Here is a 20,646-nt window from a genome sequence, read left to right as displayed (position 1 = left end):
CTACGGCTCGTCGCCGCCGTCGATCAGGCGCCTGTGGAGTTCCATGGTCATCATGTGGATGGCCCGAGTCAGCTCGGTATTGGTCTTGAGTTCCAGTTCCTGCTCGACGAAGTCGTGGTCTGCCTTGATCTGCTGGAAGGCCGCCTGCCGGTTCTGGCCGATCATGACGAACGTCGACAGGAAGATCGCTTCGAGTGACACCACCAGAGTCAACGTGGGCCAGGGGCTGGACTCGAAGAACAGCATCCAGACCGCGAAGACGACGGCGTGGATGTAGACGAACGTCATCGAGCCGGCGAACTTGGTGATGGCGTCGGCGACACGTAGCTGAACGTCTTCTGCGCGCCTGCTGTGATGTGCGATCACCGCGGGGTGGTGCCGAACCCCGGCCACGGACTGGCTCATCTCGGCGTACCTCTCGCGTAGAGATCGTGCGCCCCGCACGCCTCGGCCGCCCTGTCGGGCGGCCGAGGCGTCCGAGACGGAGGACCGGTCAGCCATCCCACGTCCAGTCGGCGACCTCGGGCAGGTCCATGCCGTGCTCCCGGATCCAGACGTCGTGGCGCTGGCGGGCGTCCTCCATGCTCTGGCGTACGGTGGCGGCGCGCACCGCCAGGCCGGGGACGCGGTCGATGACGTCCATGACGAGGCGGTAGCGGTCGAGGTCGTTGCGGACCACCATGTCGAACGGCGTGGTCGTGGTGCCGATCTCCTTGTAGCCGCGAACGTGCAGGTTGCGGTGCCCGGTACGGCGGTAGGCCAGGCGGTGGATCAGCCACGGGTAGCCGTGGTATGCGAAGATCACCGGCTTGTCCGGGGTGAACAGGCCGTCGTATTCGAAGTCGGTCATCCCGTGCGGGTGTTCCTCGCTCGGCAGCAGCCGGGCGATGTCGACGACGTTGACCACACGGACGGCCAGTTCCGGCAGGTGCCGGCGCAGCAACTGGGCCGCGGCGAGCACCTCCTGGGTGGGCACGTCGCCCGCGCAGGCCAGCACCACGTCCGGTTCACGGGAGCCGTTCTCGGTGCCGGCCCACTCCCAGATACCCGCACCGCGTGCGCAGTGGACCTTCGCCTCCGCCATGGAGAGCCAGTCGAAGCAGGGCTGTTTGCCGGCGACGACGACGTTGACGTAGTCCTTGCTGCGCAGCGCGTGATCGGCCACGGACAGCAGGGTGTTGGCGTCCGGCGGGAAGTAGACCCGAACCGCCTCGGGGCTCTTGTTGAGGATGTGGTCGACGAAACCGGGGTCCTGGTGGGAGAAGCCGTTGTGGTCCTGGCGCCACACGTGCGAGGTCAGCAGGTAGTTGAGCGAGGCGATCGGCGCGCGCCAGGGCAGCCGACGAGTGGTGCGCAGCCACTTGATGTGCTGGTTGACCATCGAGTCGACGATGTGGACGAAGGCCTCGTAGCAGGAGAACAGCCCGTGCCGGCCGGTGAGAAGGTAGCCCTCCAGCCAGCCCTGGCAGGTGTGTTCGGACAGGATCTCCATCACCCGGCCGTGACGTTCGAGGTGCTCATCCACTGGGAGCACCTGGGCCTGCCATGCCTTGCCGCTGGCCGCGTAGACCGCCTGGAGCCGGTTGGAGGCGGTCTCGTCGGGGCCGACGAGGCGGAAGTCGCGCCGTCCACTCGTGGCGTGCATGACGTCCTGGAGCATGTCGCCGAGAACACGGGTGGGTTCGTGCATGGTGGCGCCGGGCTTGTCGACCTCGACGGCGTACCGCTCCAGCGGCGGCAGGGAAAGCTCCCGCAGCAGCAGCCCGCCGTTGGCGTGCGGGTTGGCGCCCAGTCGGCGCCTGCCCTCGGGGACGCAGGCCAGCACGTCGGGGCGCGGGGCGCCGTGCTGGTCGAACAGTTCCTCCGGCCGGTAGGAGCGCATCCACTGCTCCAGTTGCCGCAGGTGCTCGCGGTTGTCCCGTACGGCGGCCAGCGGGACCTGGTGGGCGCGCCAGGTGCCCTCCACGGGCAGGCCGTCGACCTCGGCCGGGCCGGTCCAGCCCTTGGGGGTGCGCAGCACGATCACCGGCCAGTGCGGCCGCTCCCCGACGCCGTCCTCACGGGCACTGCTCTGGATGGCCGCGATGCGCTCCAGTGCGTCATCCATCGCGGCGGCCATCGCCCGGTGGACAGTCATCGGGTCGTCGCCGGAGACGTGAACGGGGGCGTGGCCGTAGCCGCGCAGCAGTTCGTCGAGTTCGTGCTCGGGCAGGCGGGACAGCACGGTCGGGTTGGCGATCTTGTAGCCGTTGAGGTGCAGGATCGGCAGGACGGCGCCGTCACGGACCGGGTCGAGGAACTTGTTGGAGTGCCAGGAGGCGGCCAGCGGGCCGGTCTCCGCCTCGCCGTCACCGATCACACAGGCCACCAGCAGGTCCGGGTTGTCGAGGGCGGCCCCGTAGGCGTGGGCGAGCGAGTAGCCGAGTTCGCCGCCCTCGTGGATGGAGCCGGGGGTCTCGGGGGCCACGTGGCTGGGCACCCCGCCGGGGAAGGAGAACTGCTTGAACAGCCGGGCCATGCCGCCCGCGTCCCGGGTGATGTCGGGATAGGTCTCGGTGTACGAGCCCTCCAGCCAGGAGTTGGCGAGCACGGCGGGTCCGCCGTGTCCGGGGCCCCAGATGCACAGGGCGTCCAGGTCGCGGGCCTTGATGACGCGGTTGAGGTGGGTGTGCACCAGGTTCAGGCCGGGTGAGGTGCCCCAGTGGCCCAGTAGCCGAGGTTTGACGTGCTCGGGCCGGAGCGGTTCGGTCAGCAGGGGGTTGGCCATCAGGTAGATCTGGCCCACGGACAGGTAGTTCGCGGCGCGCCAGTGGGCGTCCAGCGACCTCAGCTCGTCCTCCTCCAGCTGGGCGGGCGCCTGCTGCGTGTCGATGGACATCGGGGATCCTTTCCGAGTCGGGGCAGGGGTCCGGGTGCCGTACATGCCGGTCTGTACGTCCCACCCTCTGCCGCCGCGCGGGGTACCCGACAGGGCCGTTCGGGCCACACCTGCCGCAGCGAACCGAACGGAGTCGGAACTCGGTCCCTGACAGGCGCTCAGTTCACACGTCTTCGGCGGAATACCTGCCCCGCGAAGGCCGTTGAGGCCGCGGTCGGACGACGGTGGGCGCCCGGCCGCGACCACCGCGGCCGTCGCCGCGCTCGCCGTCTTCGTCACGACCCCGCTGATCCGCGCAGCGGCGACTGACCGGACTCACCGACCTGCTCAGCGAAGACGTGGCCGTGTGGAACGACGGCGGCGGCAGGGCTCAGTCCCCGGGCTGCTCGGCCCGCTCATCGCTCTGCGGCAGGCGGCTCAGCGCAAGTCCCAGAACCGTCACCGTGTACGCACACAGCACAGCGATCCCGGCCCACCACGGAAGCGGGAAGTATCCGGCGGAGTGCTGTCCCGGTTGGTGGAGAACGTGGTCGACAACGCGATCGTGCACAACGAGGAGAGCGGCTGGATCCGGATCTCCACCGAACACGACGGCACCGAGGCACGCCTCGTCGTCGAGACCGGCGGGCACGTCCTCGACCAGGGACAGGTGGACCGGCTGACACAGCCGTTCGAGCGGCTCGGCGCCGACCGGACGGGGCCGGAGGGGAGTTCCGGCCTGGGGTTGTCGATCGTCGCAGCCCACGGCGGCCGCCTCGCCCTCCTGGCCCGGCCGGAGGGCGGCCTGTGCGTTGCGGCGGCGCTGCCGTCGGCGGCCGGTTCCGAAGGGTGACATCGTGAGGGTTCTGGTCGTGGAGGACGCGCGGTCGCTCGCCGAGGTCGTCGCCGAGGGACTGCGGGATCAGGGGATGGCCGTCGACGTCGCGCACGACGGTCTGGCCGCCGCCGCCAAGCTCGACCTGAACGCGTACGACGTGGTGGTCCTCGACCGCGACCTGCCCGGCATCCACGGCGACACGCTCTGTCAGATGATCACCGAGCGGGACGATCGCGCGACGGTGCTGATGCTGACTGCAGCCGGGGCGCCCGGCGACCGGGTCAGCGGTCTCACCCTCGGCGCCGACGACTACCTTGCCAAGCCCTTCCACTTCCCGGAGCTGATCCGGCGCATTCGCTCCCTGGCCCGCCGCAGGCCGGCCGCCCGGGCCCGCACGCTGCGCGCCGCCGGCCTCGAACTCGACCCGGTACGCCGGACCGCCCTCCGCGACGGCCGTCCGCTGGAGCTGTCCGTCAAGGAGTTCGCCGTCCTGGAGGCTCTGCTGCGCGCCAGTCCGGGCTTCCTGAGCGCCGAGGACCTCCTGGAACAGGTGTGGGACGAGAACGCCGACCCGTTCACCAACACGGTGACGGTCACCATCGGCCGGTTGCGCCGCAAGCTGGGCAGCCCGCCGGTCATCACGACAACGCCCGGGGTGGGCTATCGCATCGCCGGGGCTCCGACCGGCTGATGAGTCTCTGATCGGCCGGAATCACGGCGGTCCAGATCCCTCCGGGCCCCGTCACTGCAGTGGTGTCCGTGCGGGCGCGCATGGGGCCCCGTCTCTCCGGGCCGCCGGTGTGTGGTTCGGGTCGTGGCTTACGCGGCGGCAGCAGCGTGCCGACGCCGCCCAAGCGGAACGCGAGCAGCGCCTCGCGCAGATGCAGGTCGTCGCCATCGAGTTCTGGTCGGCCCGCTCTTGGCAGGGAGCGGCACCGGACCGCGCGGACCTTTTGCGGCCACGGTTCTGTGTACGGCTATTCGCGGGTGCCGGCGAGCTGCACCGTCCTGGCGCGCAGTGCCGCGCTGACGGGCAGCACGGTTCCGGCCACCGCGAGCAGCGTGGACATGCCGACGATGCCGGTGATCACTGCGTATGGCACCGTGATGGGTGCCGTGCCGAACAGCTGGTGCAGTGCGCCCCACAGACCCGTGAGGTTGAGGGCGGTCGCGATCAATGCCAGTGCCACCCCGATGGCGGCCACCAGGAGCGATTCGGCAATGAAGAACCGCATGACCTGTTTCGGCGTGGCTCCGGCCATCCGGAGCACCGCCAGATCGCGTCGCCGGTCGGCGGTCGCCATGAGCAGGGTGTTGAGGATCGCGATGAAGCAGAACATCACGACGATCACGGTGATGGAGCGCTGCCGCACCTCGGTCAGGTGGCGTGCGTACGCGCTGTCCGAGGCGACCAGCTGGTCCCTGGTGATGAAGCGGGCTCCGGTTCCGGCGACCGCCTTGCGGATTGCCGTGGTCGCGGCGGTGCGGTCGGTGCCGGACTCCAGTGAGATGTAGGCGCGCCGCGCGAGTCCGTCGCGGGCGTAGACGGCGGTCTTGGCGAACCGCCGGGGCAGATAGGCGACGTCCTCGCCGCGCAGCGCATGGTAGGTGGCCGCGATGCGCAGGTTGGCCTCTTCGCCGTCGGCCATCAGGACCCTGAGCATCGAGCCGACGTTCATGCCCCACAGATCGGGCACGACCGTGCTGTTGTCGTCCAGGGCGTCCAACGAGCCGTCGACCACCTTCAGGTCCATCATCCGCTTCAGCGCGGCACCGTCCACGACGAGCCCGTCGTTCACCTCCAGCCGGTCCTCGTCATGGGTGTAGATGGTGGTGAGGATGGGGGCCGCGACCTGCACGCCGTCGATACGGGAGACCTTCTCGACGACCTGCGGGCTGATGCCCGAAGTGCCGTCGGGGGCGAGCGCATACTCCGACCTCACCTGGTTCTGCAGTCCGTTCTCGCGTGCCGCGCCGAGCGCGTCGGTGGCGGCCAGCAGTGAAAATGTCAGGCCGACGGTGAGCAGGACGGGCGCGGCTGTGGCAGCGGTGCGCCGCCGCGAGGTCAGCACACTCTCCCGTACGAGCAGGGCGGTGGGTCCCGGGAGCCGGCGCAGCGGCCACATCAGCAGCCGGGTGAGCGGTCCGACGGCGAGCGGTGCGAGCACAGCGGCGGCCAGGACCGGAACCAGCAGCGAGAGAGCGTAGGCGCTGGGCGAGAGGACCATGGCGGGGTCGCCGAGCGCGATCCAGGCAGTCAGCCCGGCTCCGCAGACCAGCCCCATGGCACCGAGCAGCGCTCGCCCCGGGGTCATCCCGGGGTCGTCGACCGCCGCCTCGCGCAGCGCCTCGACGGGACGGATGCGGCCGGCTCGCCGTGCGGCGACGGTCACACCGCAGAGCGCCACCAGGACGCCGACCAGGAAGGCGGCGGCGAGTGGCGCCAGCACTGTCCAGTGCAGCGAGGGTTCGACACGGAACCAGGGTGGGGAGACACCCATCCCGATGAGCATGTCGGCGAGCAACTGCGCGCCGAACAGGCCGAGTACCGTACCCACCACCGACGCGAAGGCGCTGACCAGCAGCGCCTCGTTCCGTATCATCCGGCGCACCTGTCGGGAGGTGGCACCCACGGTGCGCAGGAGGGCGACGTCGCGGCGGCGCTGAATCACTGCGAAGGCGAAGGTGGACGCCACCACGAACACCGCTGTGGTGCCCGCCACACCGGCCATCACCGGCACCAGGGTGATGGTGTTGTCCAGCGCCTCGCGGTCGCGGTCCGCGCTGGCGTCGGCCTGGTGACGGTCCTGCCCGGTGAGCACCTCGGCTTCCTTACCGACTGCCTCGCGCACCTTGTCGATCGCACCGAATGCCACCAGAGCCTCGATCCGTGGGGCGAGGCGGGCCGCTTCGGCGTCGGTGAAGAAGACCGCGTCCTCCCAGTCGACCGGAGAGACGGTGCCGCTCACTGTGTACGATCCGACGCCCGCGGCGGTCAGCACGGTCACCTTGTCGCCGGTCCGCGCCCGGCCGGAGGCGACGACGATCTCCGTGTCGGAGGCGGGCACGCGGCCGTCCTTCAACGTGTACCCGCCGAACCGTGCCACCGGCCAGGGATGCCCGACCTGGTCCTTGGGGCCGCCTTCGAGCTGGGCGTAGAAGGCCCGGTCCACCACGGTGCCGCCGGTGGCGGAGACCTTCTGCAGCAGATCCTGCGATACGCCCTCGGCCTGCGGCAACGAGCGGACGCCGAGGTCGTGCCGGGCGGAATTCCACGTCGGGTCGGAGGGCATCACCACGGCCGGGGCGCCGGCGAACCGCTCCACAGGCCGGTCCGGCAGATCCAGCGTGGTCGTCAGCAGTAAGCCCATGGCAGCGATCTGGGCGACCCCGAGCACCAACGCCACAACTGTGCCGAGGAACGACATCCAGCGACCCCGCAGGGTCTGGAAAGCCACTGCTAGCACGTCGGCACCGCCAGCTCGGTCATCCGCGCGGCGACCGCTTCGGAGGTGGGAGAGATCAGTTCGCCGACCAGGCTGCCGTCGGCGAGGAACAGCACCCGGTCCGCACGCGAGGCCGCATTCGGATCGTGCGTGACCATCACCACCGTGGTCAGTCCGTCGTCCGCCGGGCTGTCGACCAGTTTCCGCAGTACATCCAGCAGTTCGCGTCCTGTGGTGAGGTCGAGCGCACCGGTGGGTTCGTCGGCGAAGAGCACGGCCGGGCGGCTCACCAGCGCGCGGGCGACAGCGACGCGCTGCTGCTGGCCGCCGGAGAGCTGACTGGGCCGGCTCCCCGCCTTCTTCTCCAGCCCCACCTGGGCGAGTGCCTGCTGCACGGCCCGCCGATCGGGCCTGCGCCCGGCCAGCCGCACCGGTAGCGCCACATTCTGCTCGGCGGTCAGCGAGGGCAGCAGGTTGAACGCCTGGAAGACAAAGCCAGTCGACTCCCGCCGAAATTCGGTGAGTCGGGTCTCGCTCAGCCCCGCGACATCCGTCCCGTCGATGAGTACCCGGCCCGACGAGGGCCGGTCCAGGGCGGCCGCACACTGCAGCAGCGTTGACTTACCTGAGCCGGACGGCCCCATGACGGCGGTGAAGCTCCCCTTCGGGAAGGAGACCTGGATATCGCGCAGCGCGGTCACCGCGCTGTCGCCCGATCCGTAGGTCTTGGTCAGTGACTCAAGCCGTACCGCATCGTCCATGGATTCCTCGTCATTGAAGTGTGATGGCGGGATCACTGCCGATCCGCACAGTGCTGCGGGACGGACGATCCAGGCTGCTCAAAGCACCTTGTGTACGATGTCCACATTGCGGTGCCACAGTGGCGCCGCAATATGGGGGCGGGCGCTTCGCAGGTTACACAGCTATGTGGACGCCGTCCACAAAAGGAGTGGCGATGACTTCCAGGGCCGGCGCAAGGAAGCGCGACACCTACCGGCACGGCGATCTGCGGAACGCCCTGATCCAGGCCGGACTCGAACTGGTCCGCGATGGCGGGCCCGACACGGTGGTCCTGCGCGAGGTCACCCGGCAGGTGGGCGTGGTCCCCAACGCCGCCTACCGCCACTTCGCCGACCGCAACGCCCTTCTGCGCGCCATCCGCCAGGCAGCGCTGGCCCGACTGGCCGCCGCCATGGAGACGGAGCTGGCGGCCCTGCCGCCGGCCGACGACCCGGTCGAGTCCGCCCGTGCCCGCATCCGCGCCCTCGCCACCAGCTACCTGCGCTTCGCCCAGGCCGAACCGGGGCTGTTCCGCACCGCGTTCTCCACCACCGACATGGCCGACACCGAGAACGAATCCTCCGACGGCCCCGGCGGCTTGACCGCGTTCCAACTTCTGGGCGCGGCCCTGGACGACCTCGTCGAGACCGGCGCCCTGCCCCCCGACCGCCGCCCCGGCGCCGAATACTTCGTCTGGTCCGCCGTGCACGGCCTGGCCGTACTCCTCATCGACGGCCCCCTGCGCGGCCTGCTTCCCGTACAAGCCCACGAAGCCGGACAACGGCTCATGGACTCGATCGAACGCGGCATCTGATCCGACCCGCAGGACGCCTCCTACGATCTGGGGCTGGAACTCCCCGGGCCCCTCGTCAGTGGAGAGCACGCCGGTGCGGACCTGCGCCCATGACCGTTTCGGGTCCGTGTGTGCAGTGGCGACGGAACCACTCAGCCGACCTGCGAGCCAAGCCGCCTACGGCCCACCCGTGCCCGCTCCGCCGCAGGCGGCCTCGGCCAGCACCGCCTACGCGGTGGTGCGTGTGGTGCGGTGTCCCCGCCGGCCGCCGGTGCGCTGCCTGCGCCCACCGCCTTCGGCTGCGGCGCGGACACCGGTGAGGGTGTAGATCAGCGCGGCGGCGGCCACGATCGCGAGCAGGGCGAGGCCGGCCGCGTACGTCCCGTACTCGCCGTACAGCGAGCCCATCACCAGCGGAGGCAGGAAGCCGCCCAGACCGCCCGCGGCGCCGACCACGCCGGTGACCGAGCCGACCTTGTTGGCCGGGGTCAGCAGAGCGACCAGGGCGAAGGTCGCCCCGCTGCCCGCGCCGAGCGCGCCGGCCATGGCGAGGAAGGCGATGGTTCCCACCGGCGCCAGGTCCGGGGTGAAGGACTGCACGACCGCCCCGGCCACGACCACGGCCAGCGCCGCGGCCAGCACCCGGACCGGGCCCAGCCGGTCGGACAGCCAGCCGCCGACCGGCCGCATCGCCACCGCGAGGAGCACGAAGCCGGCCATGCGGTTCGCCGCGTCGGCCTGGGTGAGGCCGTAGCCGGTCTTGAGGTAGGTGGGCAGGTAGACGGAGAAGGCCACGTAACCGCCGAACGCGACCGCATACAGCGCGGACGCCTGCCAGGTGATGCTCAGCCGGGCGGTGGCGGCCAGCCGGCGTCCCAGCGGCTCGGTCGGCACGGTGCGGCCGGGCGCGTCGCGCAGCAGCAGCGCGGCGGTCACGGCGTACACGGCCAGCACCGCGGCAGTGATCAGGAACGGGGTGGACATGCGGTGCGCGTCGACCAGCTTGACCGTGGTCAGGGCGCTGATGGCGGTGCCGCCCATGCCGGCGCCGAAGACACCGATGGCCAGACCGCGGCGATCCGGCGGGAACCAGGCGTTCACGAAGGGCACGCCGACGGCGAAGGCGGTGCCGCCGATGCCGAGGAAGAACCCGCCGACCAGCAGGGCGGCAAGCGAGGAGTGCCCGGCCAGGCCGAGGTAGAGCACGGGGACGATGGTGGCTGCCGACACGATCGGGAACATCACCCGTCCCCCGAACCGGTCGGTCAGGGCGCCGACCGGGATGCGGCCCAGGGAGCCGACCACGACCGGCACCGCCACCAGCAGCGACTGCTGGAACGACGACAGGTCCAGGCTCTCCTTGAACCGCGGGCCGAGCGGGCTGAGCAGCGCCCACGCCCAGAAGTTGACGGCGAAGCCGACCGTGGCGAGCGCCAGCATCAGCCAGGCGCGGCCCGGCACCGGCTCGTGCGCCGACGCTGTTGCGTCGCTTCTCCCAGACCGCCGGAGCGCCATCGTGTTCCTCCTGATCGCTGTGATCCGGCCGCTGCGCGCCCCAACGGCTCGGCGGCCCATGTCCAGGTTTCGTGATTCCGGGGCGGTCGCGCATGGGGCCGTCGGTGCCTCGTGTCCGTCCGAGCGGTCCTCGCACGGGGGCCGTATGGACCGTTCACCGGGCGGGCCATCGGGGCCGATCGGCCCTCTCCGCACGTTGGCACTGCCGTCACGCTCGGCTCCTGGCGACACAACGTCCGGCGGGCGCCCCTGGGCCGGCCTACTTACGCCGTGCGTTCGCTTCGTCGCTGGACAGAGACGGCCATGAGGGCCGTCCGGCCCTGACACGGCCTCGGCCACTTGAGGGCGTGCGGGCCGATGTCCCACGTCCTGGTGCGCACCTCGGCCTCCTCCGATCTGGTCCGCGCGGTCGACGGAGTCGTGGTCGCCTTCGAGGCAGCCGAAATTCAACGCCGCCGAGCACTCGGGCCGGCGCGTGGTCGTCACCGGCCGGGCCACCGCGGTGACCGGTCCAATCCCGCCGGGCGGGAGATCAGCGGCACGACCGGCCCAGGGCCGCCGCGCCCCGGCTCTTCCCCGTCCACCGCAGCTGCCAGGCCCCCTTGGCGCGAGCCGTGACGGCTCATGTCACCGGTGCGGAACCGCGCTCTGTGGGTCCGGCCCGCTCAGTCCCCGTGATGCCGGACCGCCTGCGCGGAGGCGCGCGGTGTCCGGCCGCCGTCCGGGCCGTAGCCGAACCGGATCAGCACCTGCGGGCAGCACCGCCGCTGCGGCAGGCAGGCCGCCGCCCGCAGGTCGGGCCATTCCATCGCCTGGTGCAGCATCGAGGTGCGCACTCCGTGCGCGGTCGCGGTCAGCAGCACGCGCTCCAGGGCCTGGCCCGCCCGTAGCCAGTCCTCTCGCCTGTCGCGGGCCGTCCACAGCAGGGCCACCTGTGCATGGCGCTCGAAGTGCCGGGCCGGCAGCCGCGGTACGGGCAGTCGGCCGGTGAAGTCGCGCATCGGCATCCGCCCATCCGCATCCTGCGGGCCCAGAGCGGTGAGCGGGATGCCGTAGGGCACGTTCGCACCGGGGGCCGTGATCCAGGCGCGGGATTCGGCGGTACGTGCCGGGTCCGCCTGGTTCCGCGCTTCGGCCACCGCGGTCAGTCCGAGCAGCCGCCGTGTGTCGGCGAAGTCCGGCACGTACAGTCGCGCGCCCTCGGCCTGTGCGGCCTCGGCCATCTCCGCCAGGACCGACTCGGGCACCGGGCGACCGGTGAACGGCATCCGGCTGGTGTGGCGCCGCTCGACGGCCGGGTACAGCCACCGGCACTCCGGCAGCTCCCCGGTGGATACGGTCATCTGTACGGTGGCCAGCAGATCCGGCTCGCAGGGATCAGGCAGTAGCCGGACCACCGGGTCCCAGCCGAGGTGCGCGACAGCGACCCGGAGGTTGAAGACCGCGGCGCCCACGGACAGGTGCTGGGCGCGCCGCTCCGGATCGGCGAGCGGCAGTGCTCGCCGGTCGTCGGTGCGGACCTCGATGGACCGGGTGGCCGCCTGCATCCCGAAGCGCCACGGCTGCGTGTTGTGGATCGACGGTGCCGCCACCGCCGCGGCCATCAGCGTCTCCAGCACGCTGGCGTCGATCTCCCGGGTCTGCATGCGTGGCTCCTCGACTTCTGTGGGGAGCCGCAGGGTGAGTGGGGCTTCCCCGTATGTCCTCTACCTTCGGTCGTAGCAGGACGCATGACGAGGGCCGTCCGTCCCCCGCTGCGGACCGGACGACCCGGGCCGAATGCCGCGTCTCGTATCAGGGCCGGCTCGGCATCGTCGCTGTCCGCGCCGCGCGGGGCTTACGTGGCGGGCAGGGCGGTGGCGAGCAGCACGACGCCCAGTGAGCCGACCAGCGACACGACGGCCAGGGCCCGGGCCAGTTCGGCGCGGCCCTTGGCGTAGGCGATGCCGTGCCCGGCCGCGGCCAGCATCACCAGCACGAACAGGGCGAGTTTCGTCGCCAGGGTGCGTCCGTAGCCGGGTTCGGCGAGCGAGGCCCAGGTGACGCCCTTGTGCCAGGCCATGGCCCACCCGGTGCCCAGTTGCAGGGGCAGGAACACCGTCCCCGTCAGGAGCCCGAACCGGCGGCCCGCCTCGGCCGCGAAACGGTCCCTGGCCTCCGCGGACAACATGCGGCGAGCGAGCGGCAGCACCACCAGGGTCAGGGCCAGCTGCCCGCCGACCCACAGGACGGCCCCGATGACGTGGAGGAAGCGCACCAGGGACCACAGGCTGACCGTCCCCACTACCTGCTCACCTCCACCATGCCCATCGCCCCGGCCTCGGCGTGGCGCATGTCGTGGTCCACGAAGGAATAGTGGCCGGCCGCGGGGAACGTGGTCTCGACGAAGCCGCCCTGGGCCACGGCCAGGTCCAGGATCTGTGAGCCGCCCGGCCGGCCGGGCTCGAGCAGGTAGGCACCTTCCTTGTACACGGTGTCGAAGACGGTGCCGACGATGTGGAAGGAGATGCCGTCGCTCGGTCCGGCGGCCACCACCCAGAAGCGCGCCCGCTCACCGGCCGTCGCCTTCAGGGGTGCCTGGGCGTACTGGGCGGCGATCCCGTTGAACACCCAGGCATCCGGCGTGTCCTGACGCATCTTGGCCACCTGGGCCGTGCTGCCGGGGGTGCCCAGGTAGAGCTCGGAGGAGACCAGCACGTACTCGTGGTCCACCTTGGGCAGGTCGGGCGGGTCGATGACGACGGCGCCGTACATGCCGTTGCCCATGTGTTGCAGCATCGGCGCCGTGGAGCAGTGGTACAGCCACGCACCGGCCCTCTCGGCGCGGAACCGGTAGACCAGGCGCTGACCGGGCTGGATGGTGCGCATCGCCTGGTCGGGGGCGAGGGAACCGGCGTGGAAGTCGATGCCGTGGCCCATGGTGCGGTCGTCGTTGACGAGTGTGATCTCGAAGGTGTCGCCCGCCTTGCCGTGCAGGGTGGGGCCCGGCACCGTACCGCCGAAGGTCCACATCTGCTGCTGGACGCCCGGGGCGACCTCGATCGTCCGGCGGACGGCGTGCAGCTCGATGCGGTGCAGTGTTCCGGCGGCCACGGGGGGCAGTGCGGGGTCACGGGGCTTCCACCCGTGGGAGAAGCCGGCGGCGAGGTCCAGGCCACCGCTGCTGCCGGCCATGGACATGTGCCCGTCGTGCCCGGAAGTGGCCTCCCCGGTACTGGTCTTCACAACGATGTCGAGCGTCATGCCGGCGGCACGATGTCCGGGCAGCGTGCACCAGGCGGTGCGGCTCCTGGTGACCTGCCCGAGATCGAGCGTGCGACTCTCGCCCGGGGAGAGGAGCGCAGTGGCGGGGCCGGCGTCGACCTTCAGGTCGTGGCGCTGCGCGTCCTTGTTGGTGACCTTCAGCTTCAGTCCGGTCCCCTTGACGACCTCGATCCGGCCGGGCTGGATGCGCATGTTGGCCAGGGTGACGTCGACGGTACGCGTGACGGTGGCGACGCCGCTCCCCGTCCCCACGGCCATGGCTGGGCCGTTGGTGGCGCCGCCGCTGTTGGCCACCAGCACGGCCAGCACGATCAGCACGGCGCCCACCGCGGTGCCCAGCAGGACCGGCCGTCGCGACGGGCTGCTCTCCCCGACACGTTGGGCGCCCCGCACGAGGACGCGGACCGTCAGAGCGAGGAACGCCGCTCCGGACGCCGCGGCCAGCAGCATGCCCGCAGTGCCGACAAGACCGGGCAGCGCAAGTGCCGACAGCGCGACTCCTGTGTTGAGGGTCGCCAGGCGGACCGGCCAGCCGCGCTCCAGCACCGCCCGGAGCGCGGCCCGTTCCTTGGGTCCGGTGCCGAGCACGATCGGCAGCAGATAGGTCAGGGCGCCGATGAGGACCTGTGCGACGAATCCGGCGAGCCACACCAGGACCAGGGAGCCGACGCCGTCCGGGGCCTCGGCCAACGATCCGGTGGCCAGGATCGTTGCGTCCGCGACGACGCCCGCGACAAGCCATCCGGTGGCCGCGCCCAGCGTCCAGGCCGCCGCGGCCGAGACGGGACGGCGTCGGCGCACCGTGCGGACGAACAGTTCCACCGCGACGCCCAGGCCGGCCGCATACGTCACGACGCCGGTCACGGCGGCCCAGTGCCATCCGGCAGCCAGTGCGGCGACCGCGGTCACGAGTCCGCCCCCGGTCAGGGCCAGCACCCAGCGCGCCGTCTTGGTGGTGCGCTCGGTCATGCGCACGCCGAGCACGGTGGGCCACAGCATGAACAGGGTGCCCAGGACCGGCAGTCCGATCCAGCCCAGCAGCATCACGTGGATGTGGGCGAGCCGCAGCCCGGCGTAGTGCCGCGGACCGGCGTGGCCGGTGGCCAGCAGCCAGCCCAGGACCGCACCCAGGACCAGTGCGGCCGCGGCCGCCCGGTAGAAGCCGACGATCGGAGCGAGCCGTCCGCCCAGCGCACCCCGGCCCATGCGCACCAGCACGACCAGGTGGGCGGTGATCGCTGCCGCCAGCAGTGCGCAGGCGATCCCGGTGAGGACGGGAACATCCGCCCACACGCCGGTGAGCACGCCCGCCACGGCGAGGTTCACCGCGGCGAGCCGGGCATCGCTCCACCGCTCGTCGGGGAGCTTGGTGTGCAGCAGGGCGACGGCGAAGTGCTCGCTCCAGACCACGATCGCGGTGGTGGCCGCGCCGAGCAGGAAGAGATGGATCGCCAGCCAGCGGGCGACGGGCAGCGTCTGCTGGGCGGTGGCCGCCGACAGCGCCAGAGCGAGCCACACCACGACGAGGATGTGGGCGCGCAGATGTCGGGCCTTCAGACCGGACTGCTTGAACCTGCTGGGGTAGCGGCCCCCGGTGGCTCCGGGGTCGTCGTGCTTGCCGGTCACGATGCTCCTTGACGAGGTGCGCTTTGTTCGAGACGTGCACTTTGTTCGAAGGGAGGGCGATCGACGGGCGGCCGGCCGCCGGGCCGGTCGGCATCGGTGCGGCTGACCAGCAGCGCCGCCAGCTCGCGCCGGTAGGGAAAGGATCCTGGCCGGTAGCCGCACCAGGGCTCCTCGGCATACGGGTCGCCGGTGACGCCGTAGGCGCGGGAGCGGGACCCTCCGCAGACGCGGCGGAACTCGCACGCTCCGCACCGCCCGCCGAGCCGGTCCGCGTCCCGCAGACCGGTGAACAGCTCGGAGGTCCGGTAGATCTCGCTCAGTGGCCGGGTGCGCACGCTGCCGGCGCCCAGGGGCAGGAAGCCGCTGGGGTGCACGGTCCCGGTGTGCGACACGAAGACGAAGCCGCGGCCCGCGTTGACGTCCAGCGGAGGTCGGCGGGCGCGCCGGCCTCCGGCGTCCAGGCCCAGTTCGGCGGAGCGGTCGCGCAACTCCCGGTAGAGCGGCCCGAGTCCCAGAACGGCCACGTGATCGTCGCCGGTGTCCGCGAGCACCTTGCGCTGGAGCGCGACCCGGCGGAAGTGGTGGGCTTCGGTGGTCTTGGCGGGCACGGTCAGGCCCACGTCGTACACGAAGTTCAGCACGTCCTCCGTCTCGGCGGGCGTGAGAACGCCGAGCTGGCGACCACGCCCCGTGGGCACCAGGAAGAAGGCGCTCCACAGCATCGCCCCGTGGTCGCGGACGAGACGGACGATGTCCGGCAGGTCGTGCAGGTTGTGCCGGGCGACCGTGGTGTTGATCTGCACCTTCATGCCGAGCGCGCGGGCGGCGTCCCAGGCGTCCAGCGTCCACCGGTACACCCCGGGCACACCGCGGAACCCGTCGTGCACATCGGCCGTGGAGCCGTCCAGGCTGAGCGACAGCCCGACAGCCCCGGCCGCATGCACCTCCCGCAGCCGCTCCGGCGTGAGGGTCGGGGTCCCCGAAGGAGACACGGCGACCCGCACTCCCGCCTCTCCCCCGTACTCGATCAGCTCCAGCAGGTCGGAACGCTGGAACGGGTCCCCGCCGGTGATGACGAACAGGGGGGCGGGTTGTCCGAAGGCGGCGACCTGCCGGATCAGGTCCTTGGCGGCGGCGGTGTCCAGCTCGCGCGGGTCGCGGTCGGGCACGGCCTCGGCACGGCAGTGCAGGCAGGCCAGCGGGCAGGCACGGGTCGACTCCCAGATCACGATGAACGGCTTGTCCCCGACGTCCTGGTGCTGCCGGCGGATCGCCCGGGCGCCGGTCACCGGGTCCTCCGTCCCGTGGTCGTGCGCATCGTGCGTCCGGCCGCCCGGGCATCAGGGCAGACGTGTCGGGCGGCCGGACGGTGACCGGCCCGGACCGTGCGCAGCACCCGTGACGGGGGACGGCGGTGGAGACAACCGCACGGATGCTGGCTGCAGTAGTACACGGGATACCTCCGGATCGGTCGCTGATCAGCATCCGGCATCGGTTCAGGCCGACGCGGCGGCCGATCAGCCCTTCGCGATGGGCCGACAGTCCCTCGTTCCACAGAGCAGGACAGGGCCGGACGGGCCGCCGGGAAGCGGACGGGCCGCGGATGCACCGAAGGCTGGAGCTGACGGCTCGCAAGCAACGGGCAGGAGGCACGTGGGCAGCTCACGGTGTCACGCGCGCCAACCTGGCGCCGTCATCGCAGGATTGGAGAGGACCGCCGGAACCCGCGCGAAGACCGCCGTGGTCGGCGATGGCGGCGGCCGCCTGCGCGGAGACCTCGTGTATGCCCGGCACGAGGTCCTCGCACGCATCGTCTGGGCTCGGCGTCTGGCTTACGGGACCGGGCAGATCATGGGCGACGCGGGTTCGTGCCCAGGGCGTTCGCCGTGGCTACCAGCGCCGCGCCGAGGCCGGTCAGTGCACCTCCGAGCCCCGTGACCAGCGTGGTGAGGTGCCATGCCTGATAGGCGGACAACAGGGAGCCGCGCAGGGTCTCGCCCATGAAGGCGGTCTGGCGCAGCTGGGCGAGTTTCTCGTCGTCGCCTCCGCCGGCGTGCAGCTGCTCGGTGATCTCCGCGTAGGTGCGGCCGCCGGTGGCTTTGGCGAGATGGTCCTTGATGAGCTCGGCGTAGGCGTGGGCGGCGGGACCGGTCTCCACGGGGCTGCCCGTGAAGCGGGCCAGGTGAGCGGGCAGACCGTGGTCCGGGAAAGTGATCTTCTGGGCGGCCAGTTCCGCCCGTATCTCCTGACGGCCGCTGCGGCCCCGCAGCAGCATGACCGGCCCAGCGGCTCCCAGGGCGATGCCGACCATGCCGATCAGGGTGCTGGTGCGGCGGCGCACAGCGTTCATGACGGATCTTCCTTCGTTCTCGTATGCGTGCGATCGGGGCGGCGTCAACGGTGGCTGAGCTGGAGCCGCCAGGCTTCGGGGCCCCGCTCCAGGTACTCGACGCAGAAGGTGCCAGGGCTTCGGTCCTCGATCTGCGCGAGCAACGGCAGCGGGTCGTGTGGCGCGACCAGCACCATCGCGGCCCCGGCCGGGACGGCCTCGAGCGCGCCGAAGACCGTGGCGTGGCGCAAGGCGTGAGGAACCGACCGCACGTCCAGCTCCGGAACGTCGGCCTCCTCCCTGCCGCCACAGCCGCACGCCCCGCCGCAGCCACCGTTTTCCACGGTCTCGTCTCCGACCGTGTCCGGGGATCCGGTGGTACCGCCGGTCGGCGTACGCCGCGCCGACCCCTCACTCAGTTCCCCGAGCAGCGTGGCCAGACTGACATCCGGCGCCACGGCCAGCAGGGGCAGCACGAGGCCGTTCTCCTTGGCCACGTGTTCTTCGAAGAGCACCTGAAGGGCCCGGGCCTCGGCCGCCGCGCCGAACGGGGTGGGAGCGGCGCGCAGAGCGTCGACCAGCGCCATGAGGCAACTGTGCTCGGCGATGAGGCTCTCGACGAGCAGGCGGCTGTCGGGCAGATGCCGCGCGGCGGGATAGAGCGTGCTCTCCTCCGCGGCCGCATGCGGCAGGAGCTCTCGCTCACAGAAGGCGACAAGACCGGCGCGGATCCTCTCGGCGGCGTCGGCGTCACGTTCCGCAGCGGTCAGCAGCATCGCCACGCGGCCGGCCAATTCGCCGGCCAGCCGGGCGTGGTGCTCCTCTGCCGCTGCGAGGGCGGTGGCGTCCTCGGGGGCCGAAGCGAGGGTGACGGCACTCATCAGGGTGTCTCCAGCGGTTCACGGCCGGTCCGACCGACCGGTGCGGGCAGGGCTCTTCGTCCGCCACGTCCCTGAGGCGACCGGCGCCGCCGCCCACCAGCCTGTGGGACTCGCACCGGGACGTGACGGACGACCATCCGGCAGGGAGGTGGGACGACCGGATGGTGACCGGACCGGAGGCACGCCGCGCCCGCCGCGGCCCCTTCGGCGCGAAGGGAGGTGGGGCCGCGGACGGCGGTCCGCAGCCGGCCCGTGGGACGCGACAGTCCGTGGCAGCTCCTGGCCGGTCACGCCTCAGCATCACCAGGCCATCCGCGTCGACGCCTGGGCCGGGCGGACCCCGGCCACAGCGTCACTGGTCCTCGATGGCCGATGTCGAACAGGGCCGAACGGCCGGGTACGAGAGGGCGCTTCGGCCCAGGTACGGCCGGCCCGGCTCGTCTAGCGTCCGCTCCCATGCACCACGGCAGCCACACCCACCCGGCGGACCTCCCTGCCTGGCGAGCTCGCGCGCGCTCCGTACAACGCCCGTGGCGCCGATGTCACGCGGGCTGACGCGGAGACTGATCGGCGACACCCCCGCTGATCCAGAGCGCCGCGGCACTCCGAATGCCGCGTCCGCCGCGTTCCCTGAGCCACAGGCGACGTTCGCGGCTCCCGTCACCGAACGAACAGAGCATCGAGCGGCCGATCCCGTCGCAGTCCGTTGCCCTCGGTGTCGCGCGGCGCACCGCACCCCACCCAGCGTCCTCTCCTCGGCGTCTTCCTCCGCCGAGGGTGCCCCTCATGCGCCGGTCCGCCGGATCGAGGGGGGCCACGCCCTCACAAGGACTCATCTTGCTCCTCGAAGATCTCCGGACGGCCTGCCGCAAGGATCCCGCCCTGCACGGCATCCACATGGCCGAGGTTCTGCTGTATCCGGGACTGTGGGCGATCTGGACGCACCGGATCGCCCACCGCCTGCACCGGCTCGGCCTGCCACTCCTGCCCCGGGTCCTCTCCCAGCTCTCACGCGCCCTGACCGGCATCGAGATCCACCCCGGCGCCGTCATCGGGCGCCGCTGCTTCATCGACCACGGCATGGGCGTGGTGATCGGCGAGACCGCCGTGCTCGGCGACGACGTCATGCTCTACCACCGCGTCACCCTGGGCGGCGCCGGCTGGTGGACGGATGCCAAAGCGGCCAAGCGGCACCCCACCGTCGGCGACCGCGTCGTCCTCGGCGTCGGCGCCAGCGTGCTCGGCCCCGTCCGCATCGGCCACGACACGCTAGTCGGCGCGCACGCCCTCGTTCTGCGCGATGTCCCCGCCCACTCCCGCGTCCGCGCCGCGGCGACACACCACACCACCCTGCCGGACTTTGAACCTCCGGCAAGCAGGAAGGACTCCCATGCCGGCGATACACCCCTCGGTCACCGCCCTCATCGGTCGCACCCCCCTGGTGGCGCTACGCCGCTACGGTGAGGGCCTGCCGGTGCGCCTGGTCGCCAAACTGGAGTCCGCCAACCCCGGCGGCAGCGTCAAGGACCGCATCGCCCTGGCGATGATCCAGGATGCCGCAGCCACCGGAACGCTCCGGCCCGGACAGCGGATCGTGGAACCGACCAGCGGCAACACCGGCATCGGCCTTGCCATGGTGGCCGCCGCCCAGGGCCGTCCGGTGACCTTCACCATGCCCGAGAGCATGAGCGTCGAGCGGCGTGCCCTGCTGCGTGCCTACGGCGCCGAACTGGTCCTGACCCCGGCCGCCGACGGCATGCGTGGCGCCGTCGAACGGGCCACGGAACTGGCCGAGCGCCACGGCTGGTTCATGCCTCAGCAGTTCGCCAACCCCGCCAACCCCGATGCCCACCGCCGCACCACCGCCCAGGAGATCTGGGAGGACACCGACGGGCAGGTCGACGTCCTGGTGGCCGGCGTCGGCACCGGTGGCACCATCACCGGCGTCGGCCAGGTGCTGAAGGAGAAGAAGCCGGAGGTCACGGTGGTGGCCGTGGAGCCGGCCGAGTCTGCCGTCCTGTCCGGCGGCCCACCGGGCCCGCACCGCATCCAGGGCCTCGGCGCCGGATTCGTCCCCGAGGTACTCGACACGTCCGTCTACGACACCGTCTGCCGCGTTCCCTTGTCCGAAGCGCAGGCCGCAGCCCGCCGCTTGGCCCGCACCGAGGGCATTCTCGCCGGCGTGTCCAGCGGCGCCGCCCTCCACGCCGCCACCACCATCGCGCGACACCCGCACCACTACGACGCGCTGATCGTCGTAGTCCTGCCCGACACCGGTGAGCGGTACCTGAGCACAGAGCTGTTCACGTAACAGGTC

Annotated in this window: 16 protein-coding genes and 1 pseudogene; 6 read left to right on the top strand and 11 right to left on the bottom strand. The window is 71.6% G+C overall.

The features are described from left to right. Positions 1 to 405, bottom strand: a complete 405-nt coding sequence (locus tag ACWC5O_RS25645) for a DUF1003 domain-containing protein (RefSeq protein ID WP_450583617.1) — start codon at positions 403 to 405, stop codon at positions 1 to 3. An 88-nt stretch (positions 406 to 493) separates the two neighbouring features. After that, entirely contained in the window at positions 494 to 2,878 is a 2,385-nt protein-coding gene (locus ACWC5O_RS25640) for a phosphoketolase family protein (protein WP_450583615.1), read from the bottom strand. A gap of 502 nt (positions 2,879 to 3,380) precedes the next feature. On the opposite strand from ACWC5O_RS25640, the gene ACWC5O_RS25635 reads away from it, so the two are divergent. Both ACWC5O_RS25635 and ACWC5O_RS25630 read left to right on the top strand, forming a co-directional pair. Next, on the top strand, positions 3,381 to 3,710 hold the full coding sequence (locus ACWC5O_RS25635; RefSeq protein WP_450583613.1) for a sensor histidine kinase: 330 nt from the start codon (positions 3,381 to 3,383) through the stop codon (positions 3,708 to 3,710). 4 nt (positions 3,711 to 3,714) lie between these two features. Further along, the gene (locus ACWC5O_RS25630; protein WP_450583612.1) at positions 3,715 to 4,386 is read left to right on the top strand and encodes a response regulator transcription factor; all 672 of its coding nucleotides are present in this window, start codon (positions 3,715 to 3,717) and stop codon (positions 4,384 to 4,386) included. A 286-nt stretch (positions 4,387 to 4,672) separates the two neighbouring features. Here ACWC5O_RS25630 and ACWC5O_RS25625 read toward each other — a convergent pair whose 3' ends face one another. Both ACWC5O_RS25625 and ACWC5O_RS25620 read right to left on the bottom strand, forming a co-directional pair. Beyond that, on the bottom strand, positions 4,673 to 7,153 hold the full coding sequence (locus ACWC5O_RS25625; protein ID WP_450583610.1) for an ABC transporter permease: 2,481 nt from the start codon (positions 7,151 to 7,153) through the stop codon (positions 4,673 to 4,675). Between the two features lie 2 nt (positions 7,154 to 7,155). After that, the gene (locus tag ACWC5O_RS25620) at positions 7,156 to 7,902 is read right to left on the bottom strand and encodes an ABC transporter ATP-binding protein (RefSeq protein WP_450583609.1); all 747 of its coding nucleotides are present in this window, start codon (positions 7,900 to 7,902) and stop codon (positions 7,156 to 7,158) included. Positions 7,903 to 8,096: 194 nt separating this feature from the next. Here ACWC5O_RS25620 and ACWC5O_RS25615 point away from each other — a divergent pair, with 194 nt between their 5' ends. After that, positions 8,097 to 8,735 (top strand): TetR/AcrR family transcriptional regulator, encoded by a 639-nt coding sequence (locus ACWC5O_RS25615; protein WP_450583607.1) that lies wholly within the window; start codon positions 8,097 to 8,099, stop codon positions 8,733 to 8,735. 207 nt (positions 8,736 to 8,942) lie between these two features. Here the strand turns inward: ACWC5O_RS25615 and ACWC5O_RS25610 are convergent, their stop codons facing one another. Next, positions 8,943 to 10,229, bottom strand: a complete 1,287-nt coding sequence (locus ACWC5O_RS25610; RefSeq protein WP_450583605.1) for an MFS transporter — start codon at positions 10,227 to 10,229, stop codon at positions 8,943 to 8,945. 366 nt (positions 10,230 to 10,595) lie between these two features. Here ACWC5O_RS25610 and ACWC5O_RS25605 point away from each other — a divergent pair. Continuing rightward, positions 10,596 to 10,743, top strand: a pseudogene (locus tag ACWC5O_RS25605) (pyridoxamine 5'-phosphate oxidase family protein); the annotation flags it as partial. Positions 10,744 to 10,894: 151 nt separating this feature from the next. Here ACWC5O_RS25605 and ACWC5O_RS25600 read toward each other — a convergent pair. From ACWC5O_RS25600 to ACWC5O_RS25575, 6 genes are all read right to left on the bottom strand, one after another. Next, positions 10,895 to 11,875 (bottom strand): Acg family FMN-binding oxidoreductase, encoded by a 981-nt coding sequence (locus tag ACWC5O_RS25600; RefSeq protein ID WP_450583604.1) that lies wholly within the window; start codon positions 11,873 to 11,875, stop codon positions 10,895 to 10,897. A gap of 191 nt (positions 11,876 to 12,066) precedes the next feature. Further along, entirely contained in the window at positions 12,067 to 12,513 is a 447-nt protein-coding gene (locus tag ACWC5O_RS25595) for a hypothetical protein (protein ID WP_450583602.1), read from the bottom strand. Next, the gene (locus ACWC5O_RS25590; protein ID WP_450583600.1) at positions 12,513 to 15,119 is read right to left on the bottom strand and encodes a multicopper oxidase domain-containing protein; all 2,607 of its coding nucleotides are present in this window, start codon (positions 15,117 to 15,119) and stop codon (positions 12,513 to 12,515) included. Before ACWC5O_RS25590 ends, ACWC5O_RS25595 begins: the two co-directional genes overlap by 1 nt. Continuing rightward, on the bottom strand, positions 15,116 to 16,408 hold the full coding sequence (locus ACWC5O_RS25585; RefSeq protein ID WP_450583598.1) for a TIGR04053 family radical SAM/SPASM domain-containing protein: 1,293 nt from the start codon (positions 16,406 to 16,408) through the stop codon (positions 15,116 to 15,118). Before ACWC5O_RS25585 ends, ACWC5O_RS25590 begins: the two co-directional genes overlap by 4 nt. A 560-nt stretch (positions 16,409 to 16,968) precedes the next feature. Beyond that, positions 16,969 to 17,469, bottom strand: a complete 501-nt coding sequence (locus ACWC5O_RS25580; RefSeq protein WP_450583597.1) for a hypothetical protein — start codon at positions 17,467 to 17,469, stop codon at positions 16,969 to 16,971. A 44-nt stretch (positions 17,470 to 17,513) separates the two neighbouring features. Continuing rightward, positions 17,514 to 18,329, bottom strand: a complete 816-nt coding sequence (locus ACWC5O_RS25575) for a DUF2249 domain-containing protein (protein ID WP_450583595.1) — start codon at positions 18,327 to 18,329, stop codon at positions 17,514 to 17,516. Positions 18,330 to 19,166: 837 nt separating this feature from the next. Between ACWC5O_RS25575 and epsC the strand changes: the two genes are divergently transcribed. Both epsC and cysK read left to right on the top strand, forming a co-directional pair. After that, the gene (gene epsC, locus ACWC5O_RS25570) at positions 19,167 to 19,793 is read left to right on the top strand and encodes a serine O-acetyltransferase EpsC (protein WP_450583594.1); all 627 of its coding nucleotides are present in this window, start codon (positions 19,167 to 19,169) and stop codon (positions 19,791 to 19,793) included. Then, the gene (gene cysK / locus ACWC5O_RS25565; protein ID WP_450583592.1) at positions 19,720 to 20,640 is read left to right on the top strand and encodes a cysteine synthase A; all 921 of its coding nucleotides are present in this window, start codon (positions 19,720 to 19,722) and stop codon (positions 20,638 to 20,640) included. The genes epsC and cysK overlap by 74 nt, the downstream gene beginning before the upstream one ends. The last annotated feature ends 6 nt before the right edge of the window (positions 20,641 to 20,646 follow it).

The organism is Streptomyces sp. NPDC001450, assembly GCF_053597295.1.
This window is presented reverse-complemented; position numbering and strand designations above follow the sequence as displayed.

Coding starts and splice junctions, on each gene's coding strand:
- ACWC5O_RS25645 (WP_450583617.1), bottom strand. CDS start 405: ATGAGCCAGTCCGTGGCCGGGGTTCGGCACCACCCCGCGGTGATCGCA.
- ACWC5O_RS25640 (WP_450583615.1), bottom strand. CDS start 2,878: ATGTCCATCGACACGCAGCAGGCGCCCGCCCAGCTGGAGGAGGACGAG.
- ACWC5O_RS25620 (WP_450583609.1), bottom strand. CDS start 7,902: ATGGACGATGCGGTACGGCTTGAGTCACTGACCAAGACCTACGGATCG.
- ACWC5O_RS25615 (WP_450583607.1), top strand. CDS start 8,097: ATGACTTCCAGGGCCGGCGCAAGGAAGCGCGACACCTACCGGCACGGC.
- ACWC5O_RS25610 (WP_450583605.1), bottom strand. CDS start 10,229: ATGGCGCTCCGGCGGTCTGGGAGAAGCGACGCAACAGCGTCGGCGCAC.
- ACWC5O_RS25600 (WP_450583604.1), bottom strand. CDS start 11,875: ATGCAGACCCGGGAGATCGACGCCAGCGTGCTGGAGACGCTGATGGCC.
- ACWC5O_RS25580 (WP_450583597.1), bottom strand. CDS start 17,469: ATGAACGCTGTGCGCCGCCGCACCAGCACCCTGATCGGCATGGTCGGC.
- ACWC5O_RS25575 (WP_450583595.1), bottom strand. CDS start 18,329: ATGAGTGCCGTCACCCTCGCTTCGGCCCCCGAGGACGCCACCGCCCTC.
- cysK (WP_450583592.1), top strand. CDS start 19,720: ATGCCGGCGATACACCCCTCGGTCACCGCCCTCATCGGTCGCACCCCC.